This window comes from Gabonia massiliensis (assembly GCF_001403595.1).
Lineage (GTDB): Bacteria > Bacteroidota > Bacteroidia > Bacteroidales > Coprobacteraceae > Coprobacter > Coprobacter secundus.
Map to the genome: position 1 here is coordinate 320112 of NZ_LN877939.1, position 12806 is coordinate 332917.

The following is a 12806-nucleotide window of genomic DNA, read 5'->3' on the forward strand; positions in this document are numbered from 1 at the left end:
GCAATCAGTGCTATTGCACTGATTGCTACAATAATACAAGTAATAATCGCAATTCAAAACCATAGGAAAAACAAAGAAGATTTTATTTCTAAAAAACCAAATCTATCAGTATATTTGGAAAATTGTTATAGATTATCATATAACTCTTCAAAAAGCATAAATGTTTTGTTCTGTATTATGATAATAAATAAATCTTCTAATAGAAATACAGTTATCCCAAAATTAGAAATGGATTATTTAGAAAATGGTATTACAAGAACAATAAAACTATCCCATGACAAAAAATTGTTTCATAAAAAATACCATTCTCAAATAGACAAATTTGACAATAGTATTCAGTTAGAACCTAAAGATATGAAATATGGTTGGATTATTTTCCAAATGCCAGAAATCTTGAAACATAAACGCATTGAGAAGTATAGAATAATTATTCGAGATGGAGAAAATAACACATCAAAAGCCGAGTGTTTATTAATTAAAGAGATTCATTATGATGATTAAAAAAATATCAGCACCAATATATAATATAAATGAAGAAGGATTATTTGCTAATCGAGATTACGCAGATGGACGACTAATACCTTCTATAGTAATCAGTTCTGAAGAAGATGATTATATTAAAGAAATTATTAAATTGCATTCTAATACATCCATGGGAGATGTTGAAGTGCAGTGGGGTGGAACATTATTTAGCTCCGATAGATGGATATTAAATATAAGATTCTATAAACCTATAGATTATAATTTTAGCATTGCATTTTCTTTGAAAAATCATTACTCCATTATTGATGCTATTTTTCAATCAAGAGGTCTAAGAATCGCTTATGGACATAAAGGTGAAAAAGTTTCTCAAGTAAGTAATCATATTATAATAGAAATTCCTGATACTGGCATTGATTCCAAATGGGAAAAAACATTGGTTAAAATCGTAAAGAGCAAGATGCGTAAATTGAAAATTCCAAGAAAAGAATTAAACAAAGTAACACTAGAACAAATAAACAAAATGAGAGAAATTTTAAATATTAGATTCAAATATAATCTTGAGTGATTATAAATTATGACAAGCCATAGCAAACATGTTTTTGCTATGAATCTATGATACACATTGATATTTTACGAAAGTTCCACTTTTACCACTCAAATTAATTTTTGAGTGGTATTTTTATTTTCTGATATTCAACAAGATACAGCGATACTTGATTATATTATCCACATCCTTACCACCCGTATCCATATCTAATTTTGCATCGTTCGAGAACAGAAATAACAGCCAGTGCGCAGGGCTGATTGTTTAACGACTAATTAGATTGGACAATGACAAATATCCAAGAATTATTATCCAAACCCGTCTGGCAGATGACAGGCGAAGAGTTCATAATGTTAAGCAGGCACGCATCCGGTCAGCCGGAAGCGCAGCCGCAGCCTGTAACGGACACAAGCAGGAAATATGTGTACGGAATACTCGGCATAGCCAAGCTGTTCGGGTGCAGCCTGCCCACTGCTAACCGCATCAAGAAAAGCGGGAAGATAGACAAGGCCATCACCCAGATTGGGCGCAAGATTATCGTGGACGCAGAACTTGCCCTTGAACTGGCAGGGAAGAAAACAGGCGGACGCAAATAACGGGAGGAATCGCTATGGACTATATGAAAGACATCCAGGAAATATCGGACGAACAGGCGGTAATCCTCTGGCAAGCCTCACGGCTGAGCCTGTCGGAAAAGTACGAGAAAGCCCCCGAGATTCTCAGTGTGAAAGGTTCCGTAATCGGTACGTTGGGAAATTTCAGCGCATCCATCGGCAAAGCCAAAAGCAAGAAGACATTCAATGTGTCGGCTATCGTGGCTGCGGCATTGAAGAACGGCACGGTACTCCGGTATGCGGCTGAACTGCCCGAAGCCAAACGGAAAGTGCTTTACGTGGATACGGAGCAAAGCCCCTATCACTGCCTGAATGTGATGGGACGCATCATGCGCATGGCCGGGCTGCCCGATGACAGGAACAACGAGAACTTTGAATTCCTTGCCTTGCGGAAGTACACGCCTGGACAGCGCATAAAGATTGTCGAACAGGCAATCTACCATACGCAAAACCTTGGTCTGGTGATAATAGACGGCATCCGTGACATGGTATATGACATCAACAGCCCCAGCGAATCGACACGCATCATATCGAAGCTGATGCAGTGGACGGATGAAAGGCAGATACATATCCACACGATACTCCACCAGAACAAGGGCGATGAGAACGCGAGGGGACATATCGGCACGGAACTGAATAACAAGGCGGAAACCGTCCTCCTTGTGGAAAAGGACAAGAACAACGGGGACATAAGCAAGGTTTCCGCCATGCACATCCGTGCGATGGATTTCGAGCCGTTTGCCTTCCGCATCAATGACAGGGCATTGCCTGAACTGATGGAGGACTACCTAACAGAAACCAAAGCACCCGGCAGACCCCAAGGCGAAAGGTTTGATGCCTACAAGGACATTTCCGAGCAGCAGCACCGGATAGCACTGGAAGCCGCATTCTCGTTGCAGGACGAATACGGGTATAAGGAACTGGGCAAAGCACTGAAAGAATCGTATGCCTTGGTGGGCATTCCGTTAAGCGACAACAAGCTGGTCAAACTCATCACTGTGTTGAAGAGCAAGCGGATGATAGTGCAGGAAAACGGCAGGAAGTACAGGTATGAACCGGATTTCCACTATTAGCCCAATCCTCGCAATCACTTCACTTTATTCTTAGGGTCTATATATTAGGATAAAGCGAAGTGGTTGCAGGGGAGCATCAAACCGCTTCACTTTAAGCCGTATCCTATATATACGACAATAAAGTGAAGTGGTTATACAGCCAGTAACCTATATGAAAAGGTACTGGCGAAAAGAAAAACAAACGATAACCGATAAAGACAATCATTTATGGACATACAGACAGCAAAACAAATCAGGCTGGAGGAATATCTTCACAGCTTGGGATATAGCCCAGTGAAGCGGCAGGGCATCAATCTCTGGTACAAATCGCCGTTCAGGGAGGAAACCGAAGCATCGTTCAAGGTGAACACCGAGCGGAACCAATGGTATGATTTTGCGCTCGGCAAGGGCGGCAACATCATCGCACTGGCTTCGCACCTCTATGCAACGGACAGCGTGCCGTACCTTTTGAAACGCATAGAGGAACAGGCACCGCACGTGCATCCCGTCTCTTTCTCTTTTCGCAAGCAGTCCTTTACGGAGCCGAGTTTCCAGCAGTTGGAAATCGTGCCGTTTTCGTCCTCTGCCTTGCTCGCTTATTTGCAGGAAAGGGGAATAAATCCTGTACTGGCGAAAAGAGAATGCAGGGAGGCACGGTTTACGCACAACGGCAAGCGGTACTTCGCCGTTGCGTTTCCGAACATATCGGGCGGCTATGAGATACGCAACCGATATTTCAAGGGCTGTATCGCGCCGAAAGAAATATCCCATATCAGACAATCGGGAGAACAAAGGAACACGTGTTACGTTTTTGAGGGATTTATGGACTACCTCTCATTTCTGACCCTGCGGCTTGAAAGCTGTTCACAATGCCCCGATTTCGACAGGCAGGATTACATGGTGCTGAACTCCGTAGCCAATGTTCCCAAGGCACTCTACCCCTTGGGAAGCTATGAGCGTATCCACTGCTTTTTTGACAATGACCGTGCAGGAATGGAAGCCCTGCAGCAAATCCGCAAGGAATACGACAGCACCCGGTATATACGGGACGCTTCCCAAATCTACTGCGGATGCAAAGACCTGAACGAGTATTTGCAGAAGCGCATGGCTGATGGAAAAGAGCAAATGCAATCCGTCAGAAAGAGGAATGGGGCATTATTCAAGAAACCGAAAGGCTTCCGGTTATAGCCCACTATAACTACACGCTTCGCTTGCGTAGTTGTGGGCTCTCCCGAGGGGATTAGGGATTTGCCCTAATGACCCACTCAGGGCGTTTCACCCCTGAGAACCCCGACCAAAGAGTGACCCTCTCTTTGGAAACTCCGCTTATGGGTTGCAACCCTAAGAACCCCCTGCGGTTATGAGCGGAAAGCAACAAACAAAATTAGTAATAACCGAATCAAAAATTGAAAAGATGGCAACAAAATCAAGCATACATGTCAAGCCTTGCAACGTGGCATCAAGCGAGGCTCATAACCGGAGGACTGCCGAGTATATGCGCAACATCGGCAAGTCCAAAATCTACATCGTGCCCGAACTTACAGCCGATAATGAGCAGTGGATAAATCCGGATTTCGGCAGTCCCGAATTGCAGACGCACTATGAGAACATCAAACGCATGGTCAAGGAAAAGACAGGCCGTGCCATGCAGGAAAAGGAGCGTGAGCGCAAAGGGAAGAACGGAAAAATTATCAAGGTAGCGGGGTGCTCGCCCATCCGTGAGGGTGTATTGCTTATCAGACCGGACACCACGCTGGAGGATGTGCGTAAGTTTGGTGAAGAATGCCAAAGGCGTTGGGGCATCACACCGCTTCAAATCTTCCTGCACAAAGACGAAGGGCATTGGCTGAACGGTCAGCCTGTTCCGGAGGACAAAGAGAGTTTCCAAGTAGGCGAAAGATGGTTCAAGCCGAATTACCATGCGCATATCGTATTCGACTGGATGAACCACGATACAGGCAAGAGCCGTAAACTCAATGACGAGGATATGACCGAGATGCAAAACTTGGCATCCGACATCCTGCTGATGGAACGTGGACAGTCAAAGGCCGTAACAGGCAAAGAACATCTGGAGAGGAACGATTTTATCATTGAGAAGCAGAAAGCGGAACTGCAACGTATAGAAGCCGTAAAACGACATAAGGAGCAACAGGTGAATCTTGCCGAGCAGGAACTCCGTCAGGTGAAATCGGAGATACGCACGGACAAGCTCAAAGGCGCAGCCACCGATGCTGCTACGGTCATAGTAAGCGGGGTTGGTTCTCTTTTCGGCAGCGGGAAAATGAAGAAGCTGGAGCAGTCCAATGCAGAATTGCATCAAGAAATTGCCAAACGGGATAAGGGAATTGATGATTTGAAAGCCCAAATGTAACACATGCAGGAACAGCATGGCAAGCAAATACGCAATCTGCAAGGGATGCACCATCAAGAACTTGAAGCCAAAGACAAGGAAATATCACGGCTGAATACTATTCTTGAAAAAGCATTCAAATGGTTCCCGATGCTCAGGGAGATGCTGAGTATGGAGAAACTGTGCGCAGCCATTGGCTTTACCAAAGAAATGATAGAGAGCCTTTTGACGAAGAAAGAGGCTATCAGGTGCAATGGCAGGATTTATTCCGAAGAACACAGGCGGAAGTTTGACATCAAGAATGATATTTTCAAGGTGGAAAAGAATCCGACCGATGGCAGCAAGCTGATGCTGACCATAAACCGACAACCGATTGGCGAATGGTTCAAGGAACAGTTTGATAAATTACAGCAAAGTTTGCGAAGACCGACAGAAGAACCAAGAAAAAATAGGGGATTCAAATTGTAACTGTTAAATTGCTCAAATTTAGAAGAAAGGAGTAATCAAATGGCATTTTGGTTGCTCCTTTTTCGTACCTTTATGGCATTACTGATAATACTGAATTATATGGATAAACAGCTAAAATCAACAATTTGTGCTACATTAAACTGTAATATACAAACAGTTTGGAAAGTTGTAACATCATTAAATGACTATTCATGGCGTAGCGATATTGTTTCTATTAGCTTTTCTGATAAAAGGCATTTTACTGAAAGAAATAGCGATGATATTATCACACATTTTATAGTCAGAGTGTTTGATCCATATAGCCAATATTCATTTGATTTGGATAACAAAAACTTATATGGTACGTGGACTGGATATTTCAAGCAAGTTGATGCAAAAACGGAAATTCAATTTATAGAAATGATTTCTGTAAAGAAATGGTGGTTGTATCCATTTGCCAAATGGTATTTGAAAAAACAACAGAAACAATATGTATCAGATTTGAAACGAAAGTGTGAACGATATGAGTAATACAATAAATTATAAAATTCGTCCTTTACGTCAAGAGGAAACATTCTTATTAAGAGAATTTCTTTATGAGGCTATTTTCATCCCAAAAGGAATGGAAGTTCCCTCAAAAGAGGTTATAAATGCACCTGAATTAAAAATATATATTGAAGATTTTGGAACAAAAAAAGATGATTTTTGTTTGGTTGCTGATTGTGCAGGAAAAGTAATAGGTGCTGTGTGGGTACGGATTATGAATGATTACGGACATATAGACAACCAAACTCCCTCCCTTTCCATTTCTTTATATAAAGAATACCGCAAGAAAGGTATTGGAAGTCATTTAATGAACGAAATGTTAGCATTACTTAAAGATAAGGGGTATAATCGTGTATCTCTTTCTGTACAAAAAGCCAACTATGCAGTTAATATGTATCTTAAGTTGGGATTTAAAATAATAGAAGAAACATTGGAGGAATTCTTAATGGTAAATGAATTGAATAAAAAAATGAGTAATTACCAACATTTTTTGTCAGGACAATATTGTAACTACTTGGATACAGAAGTGTTAATGATGATAAACAAGACAAAATATTATTTGTCAGTACTAAATGACATAAAAACAGTAGAAAAAGAAAGAAAAGAAATCCTCTCCAAAATGCTGGGAAGCATTGGTAATCATTCAAGCGTAGGGCAAAACTTTACTTGCCAATGTGGAAAACATATCTTTATAGGTGAACAAACCATCATCAACAACAATTGTACAATGATGGACGAAAATCATATTTACATTGGTAATAGAGTGCTAATTGCCCCAAATGTTCAGTTTTATACAGCTACTCATCCGATAAATTTTGGAGACAGGTTTGTCGAAAATTGGGATGAAAATTCAGGAAAATTATTTTTTAGAACAAAGGCATTACCTATTACCGTAGAGGACAACGTCTGGATTGGCGGCGGAAGCATTATTCTTGCAGGGGTCACTATCGGAAAAGGAAGTGTAATTGGTGCAGGAAGTGTAGTGACCAAATCCATACCTGAAAATTGTCTCGCTGTTGGAAATCCTTGCAGAATAATTAAATCACTTAATCCCGATACTAAATAATGTAAACACCCGACTTTACATTCTTGGGTGTAAAATCGGGTGTTTGTTTTATAAAACATTGATTTTCAATGTTTATTGCGGTGCGGACGGGACTCGAACCCGCGACCCCATGCGTGACAGGCATGTATTCTAACCAGCTGAACTACCGCACCCTTTACTACAAGAACGCACCCGTTCTCTTTTGCGTCTGCAAAGGTATATTAAATTTTTTAATTCAGCAAAAGTTCTACAGTTTTTTTATTTCACTCATTTCTTTATCAAAAAAATTTTTCCCACTAAAAAATTGATTTGCAGAAAATAATATGTTTAAAAAATTCATCACAAACATCTTTTTATTCAAAAAACAATAATCTTCCTCTTTAATTTTTATCCTTTTTATCCTTATATTCAATTTCTAAACTTTCATCCTTTTGTTATTTTTCGTATTTTTGTATCTCCTCAAAAAAATGCTTAATTATGAAATATTCCCTATTGTTTCTTTTCTTTTGTATCATACCGACTTACTTGTCAAATATTTATGCAAAGGATACAATTACCATAAAATCACCTCTAAAAATACCTCTATTACTAAGCGGAAATTACGGAGAATTAAGAAACAATCACTTTCACACAGGCCTTGATTTTAAAACTCAAGGTCGAACAGGATTACCTATATATGCTGCTGATAAAGGATATGTATCACGTATCAGCGTATCACCTTACGGCTATGGTTTAGCTCTTTATATAGACCATCCATCTGGCATAACTACTGTCTATGGGCATCTCGACCGCTTTGCTCCTTATATTGACAAAATAGTGAAACAAAAACAATATGAAGAAGAAAGTTTTTCCGTAAATTTTTATTTAAAAAAAGATGAATTAAAAGTAGAGCAAGGACAACTTGTAGCTTATAGCGGTAACACAGGAAGTTCTGGAGGGCCGCATTTACATTTCGAAATGCGTCATACAGAATCAGAAAATCTCATCAATCCTGCTCCTTACTTTAAAAATAAATTAGTTGACACCAAATGTCCCTCCGTTCGTTCCATAGCGATTTACCCTGTAAAAGGTAAAGGTGTTATCAATGGAAGTTCTCATAGAAAAATAGCAACTCCTGCTATAGAAACTTCCGGGAAATACATTATTAATGATACTTTCACAGCTTGGGGTGACATTTACTTTGGTATTAAAGCTTACGACTATATGAACAATACGTCAAACATATATGGTATTTATTCGCTGAAAATATTTGTTGATAATTCCCCAATCTATTCCTTTGAAATCAATGATCTTTCGTTCGATGTAAACCGAGCAGTAAATTCTCTTATCGATTATGCCGACTGGAAAAATAACAAGTCATTTTACATGCGTTCATATGTAGCCCCGGGAAATCAATTACCTATTTACACAAATGTCATAGACCGAGGTATATTCAAAATTCAACAAGAAAAAGACTACCAGATTCGATATGAGCTTTCTGACATATACGGCAATACTTCCGTTGTTAACATGATAATAAAAGGGCGTAAACAAGATATCCCCGACACAACATTTCCACAAAACTCATATCATTTGCCTTATCACAAAAAAAACATAATTAAAGGAAAAGGTATATACTGGGAACTACCACAAGGAGCACTTTATGAAAACATCGACTTAAAATATGGATACAACAATGAATACTCCGAATATTTCTCACCAGTATACACATTAGGGGAAGAGAATATTCCTCTTCATACTTACACAACCTTAAAAATACAGATTACCAAAGATACAATCCAAGATAAAAAACAATACTACGTTGCTCGATTGGGCAAAAAAGGCGAATCCGCATTTTGTGGCAATTATGAAAATGGATATATAACTGTATCAGTCCGAGACTTGGGACGCTTTACTGTTAAGGTAGATAGTATACCACCTACAATCACACCTTTAACTCCAGAAAAATGGGGACGATCAGGACGTATTCGACTCCGAATCGGAGATACACAAAGTGGAATAAAATCTTTCCGAGGAGAAATTGACGGAAAATTTGTCATATTTTCAATGGATGGAAAAACCTCAATTGCTCAGCATACTCTAGAAACACCACGCACTGTTCGTGGGAAAAAACACAGTCTACATTTCGAGGTAATAGATTCTTGTGGTAATATAAAACAATACAAAAAAGAATTTTATTGGTAATCAATCAAATACAAATACAACTGTTAAACAAATAAATTGAAAATATAAAACATATGAAAAAATTCTTTATTCTATTCGCAACAATCTGTTGTTGGCATATAACAAATACCGACGCTTGTACCAGTCTATTAGCTGGCCGTGGAGCGACAACAGACGGTAGCACATTCATCACATATGCTGCAGATTCTCACACCCTGTATGGCTCATTAGTCTATATCCCTGCAGCTCATTATCCTGAAAATACAATGTTTGAAGTCAAAGAATGGGATACAGGAAAGCCTCTTGGCCATATACCTCAAGTAGAGTCGACATATGCTGTTATGGGAAACATGAATGAATACCAACTATCAATCACTGAATCTACGTGGGGAGGACGTCCAGAATTGGTAGACACTACAGGAATAATAGATTACGGTAGCCTTATGTTTATTACATTGCAAAGAGCCAAGACTGCTCGTGAAGCCATAAAAGTAATGACAGACTTAGTAAAAAAACATGGTTATTACAGTTCCGGAGAATCTTTTTCTATTGCTGACCCTAATGAGGTATGGATAATGGAAATGATAGGTAAAGGTGTGCATAACAAAGGAGCCGTATGGGTCGCTGTACGTATTCCAGACGATTGTATTTCAGCTCATGCCAATCAAGCACGTATCCACACATTTCCATTAGATGATAAAGACAATTGTGTTTATTCTCCCGATGTAATCTCTTTTGCTCGAGAAAAAGGATATTTCGATGGACTAAACAAAGATTTCAGTTTCGCCAATGCATATGCACCTGCTGATTTTGGAGCTCTCCGTGGGTGTGAAGCAAGAGTCTGGTCATTTTTCCGTAAATTCAATAATACGATGGATGATTACCTATCTTATATCAACGGAGAATCCAAAACACCAATTCCTCTATATGTAAAACCTAATCGAAAACTATCGGCTCAAGACATGAAAGACGCTATGCGCGACCATTTTGAAAATACTCCTTTCGACATGACTCAAGATGTAGGCGCCGGACCGTTTAAAGTCCCATATCGTTTTCGCCCTATGACTTTTACTGTAGATAGTGTCGAATATACACAAGAAAGAGCCATTGCGACCCAACAAACCGGATTTACACTGGTAGCACAAATGCGCAACTGGTTACCTGATGCTGTCGGCGGTGTGCTTTGGTTTGGAGTAGACGATACCAACACTTGCGTATATATACCTATCTATTGTAGTGCCACTGAAGTTCCCGAATGTTTTAATCCTAAAAACGGCAGTCTATACAAACTTTCATGGACCTCTGCATTCTGGATACACAATTGGGTAGCAAATATGGCATATGCCCGATACAATTATATGATAAAAGATATACGGCCAGTACAGCAACAATTGGAAAATGAGTTCAATACTTGGCAACCATCCATAGAGAAAGCGGCAATCGACCTATATAAAAATGATAAAGATGCAGCTATACGTTTTCTCACGACTTATAGTGTAGCCCAAGCTCAAAGATCAACTGCACGCTGGAAAGAATTGGGTGAATACTTGATGGTAAAATATTTGGATGGAAATATAAAGAGAGAAAGAGATGGACAATTTATGGATAATGGTTATGGATTGCCCGAATCACCAGAATTCCCCGGGTATTCGGAAGAATATTATCGAGCAGTTGCCAAAGATGCGGGAGAACGGCTAAAAGTAAGATTTTAATTCTACAAATAGAATTATCTTTATCGAAACCATTAATTTCGAAAAATTAGTATTAAATTTGTATATTGCGTTTAGGAATTTTATACACTAACATTTTAGATATGGAAAACGAAACATTATTGAAAGAAGTTACAGCGAAAGCTCAGACTTGGTTAGGACAAGGATATGACGAAAAGACAAAAGCCGAAGTTCGTCGCATGCTTGAAAATGAAGATAAAACCGAACTGATTGAATCTTTCTATAAAGACCTGGAATTTGGAACAGGTGGTTTGCGTGGTATTATGGGTGCTGGAACAAATCGTATGAATATATATACAGTAGGCGCTGCTACTCAAGGATTATCAAATTACCTAAAAAAAGAATTTGCAGATTTACCCCAAATCAAAGTCGTAATCGGACACGATTGTCGAAATAACAGCCGCTTATTCGCTGAAACTTCTGCTGATATATTTTCTGCAAATGGAATCAAGGTTTACCTTTTTGAATCTTTACGCCCTACTCCCGAAATGTCTTTTACCATACGCGAATTAGGATGTCAAAGTGGAATTATACTTACTGCATCACACAATCCTAAAGAATATAACGGATATAAAGCGTACTGGAATGATGGAGCCCAAATGATTTCACCTCATGATAAAAACACGATAGCCGAAGTAAACAAAATCCGCTCGGTAGAAGATATAAAATTTAAAGGTAATCCTAATTTAATAGAAATAATCGGAGAAGAAATAGACAAATTATTCCTCGAAAGAATTAAAACTTTATCTTTAAGCCCTGAAGCAATCGAACGACATAAAGACATGAAGATTGTTTATACTCCAATACATGGTACCGGTGTGAAACTGATTCCTGCAGTTTTAAAGGAATATGGATTTAGTAACATCATTCATGTCCCCGAACAAGATATAGTCAGTGGAGATTTTCCGACAGTGGTCTCTCCCAACCCTGAAGAACCGGCTGCTTTAGACATGGCTATCAAAAAAGCTCAAGAAACAGGAGCTGAATTAGTCTTAGCTTCAGACCCAGATGCAGACCGGATAGGTATTGCTGTTAAAGATGACAAAGGCGAATTCATCTTGGTTAATGGTAACCAAATTGCAATGATATTCTTAAACTATCTTATCACTCGGTATCGGGAATTAGGACGACTAACAGGAAACGAATATATTGTAAAAACAATAGTTACTACAGAATTGATTAAGAATATTGCCGATAAAAACAATGTGAAGTATTTTGACTGTTACACCGGATTCAAATGGATTGCAGCCGTAATACGAGAAAATGAAGGCAAAATGAAATATATCGGTGGAGGTGAAGAAAGCTATGGATTCCTCGCTGAAGATTTCGTTCGCGACAAAGACGCTGTATCTGCCTGCGCTTTAATGGCTGAAATTGCAGCCTGGGCTAAAGATAATGGAAAGACTATGTATGAAATGTTACAGGACATTTATCTAACCTACGGATATGCAAAACAAAAGGGTATCTCTGTTGTCCGCAAAGGGAAATCCGGAGCTGAAGAAATTGAGGCGATGATGAAAAATTATCGCAATAACCCAATGAAAGAAATTGCCGGCTCTAAGGTCATCTTAGTCAAAGATTATGCAACTTTGGTAGCTAATGATCTCACAGAAAATGAAAAATATACCATTGATATGCCTACTACATCAAATGTATTACAATATTTTACAGAAGATGGAACCAAAGTTTCTATCCGGCCATCAGGAACTGAACCTAAAATCAAGTTCTATATTGAAGTAAAAGGAGAATTGAAATCTCGAGAAGATTACGAAAAGGCAGATGCTGCAGCTGACAAAAAAATAGAAGCAGTCAAATTATCCTTAGGAATTTAA

General features: G+C 39.2%; 10 protein-coding genes, 1 tRNA gene and 2 pseudogenes. 12 read left to right on the forward strand and 1 reads right to left on the reverse strand.

Annotated elements, in window-relative coordinates; genetic code table 11:
* The 9 genes and pseudogenes from BN2628_RS17540 to BN2628_RS17550 all read left to right on the forward strand — a co-directional run.
* Positions 1-501, forward strand: a 501-nt coding sequence (locus BN2628_RS17540; protein ID WP_257606414.1) for a hypothetical protein, incomplete at its 5' end; no start/stop codon positions are given.
* Positions 491-1048 (forward strand): hypothetical protein, encoded by a 558-nt coding sequence (locus BN2628_RS06215; RefSeq protein ID WP_154668413.1) that lies wholly within the window; start codon positions 491-493, stop codon positions 1046-1048. The genes BN2628_RS17540 and BN2628_RS06215, both read left to right, overlap by 11 nt.
* A 266-nt stretch (positions 1049-1314) precedes the next feature.
* The gene (locus tag BN2628_RS06220) at positions 1315-1623 is read left to right on the forward strand and encodes a DUF3853 family protein (RefSeq protein ID WP_074024026.1); all 309 of its coding nucleotides are present in this window, start codon (positions 1315-1317) and stop codon (positions 1621-1623) included.
* 14 nt (positions 1624-1637) lie between these two features.
* Positions 1638-2714, forward strand: coding sequence for an AAA family ATPase (locus tag BN2628_RS06225; RefSeq protein WP_055096539.1), 1077 nt, complete (start codon positions 1638-1640; stop codon positions 2712-2714).
* Between the two features lie 207 nt (positions 2715-2921).
* Positions 2922-3881, forward strand: coding sequence for a toprim domain-containing protein (locus tag BN2628_RS06230; RefSeq protein WP_055096541.1), 960 nt, complete (start codon positions 2922-2924; stop codon positions 3879-3881).
* 226 nt (positions 3882-4107) lie between these two features.
* Positions 4108-5511 (forward strand): annotated as a pseudogene (locus BN2628_RS06235) (mobilization protein).
* Between the two features lie 99 nt (positions 5512-5610).
* Positions 5611-6021, forward strand: a complete 411-nt coding sequence (locus tag BN2628_RS06240) for a hypothetical protein (RefSeq protein ID WP_055097115.1) — start codon at positions 5611-5613, stop codon at positions 6019-6021.
* Positions 6022-6025: 4 nt separating this feature from the next.
* Positions 6026-6496 (forward strand): annotated as a pseudogene (locus BN2628_RS17770) (GNAT family N-acetyltransferase); the annotation flags it as partial.
* A 9-nt stretch (positions 6497-6505) separates the two neighbouring features.
* Positions 6506-7102, forward strand: a complete 597-nt coding sequence (locus BN2628_RS17550) for a sugar O-acetyltransferase (protein WP_055097117.1) — start codon at positions 6506-6508, stop codon at positions 7100-7102.
* Positions 7103-7180: 78 nt separating this feature from the next.
* Here BN2628_RS17550 and BN2628_RS06255 read toward each other — a convergent pair.
* Positions 7181-7254 (reverse strand) — tRNA-Asp (locus tag BN2628_RS06255).
* A gap of 304 nt (positions 7255-7558) precedes the next feature.
* Here BN2628_RS06255 and BN2628_RS06260 point away from each other — a divergent pair.
* The 3 genes from BN2628_RS06260 (at position 7559) to BN2628_RS06270 (ending at position 12806) form a co-directional block, all read left to right on the forward strand.
* A complete protein-coding gene (locus BN2628_RS06260) occupies positions 7559-9265 on the forward strand; it encodes a M23 family metallopeptidase (RefSeq protein WP_055096543.1) in 1707 nt (568 codons plus the stop codon).
* A gap of 53 nt (positions 9266-9318) precedes the next feature.
* Entirely contained in the window at positions 9319-10956 is a 1638-nt protein-coding gene (locus BN2628_RS06265; RefSeq protein ID WP_021931565.1) for a dipeptidase, read from the forward strand.
* A gap of 101 nt (positions 10957-11057) precedes the next feature.
* Entirely contained in the window at positions 11058-12806 is a 1749-nt protein-coding gene (locus tag BN2628_RS06270) for a phospho-sugar mutase (protein ID WP_021931564.1), read from the forward strand.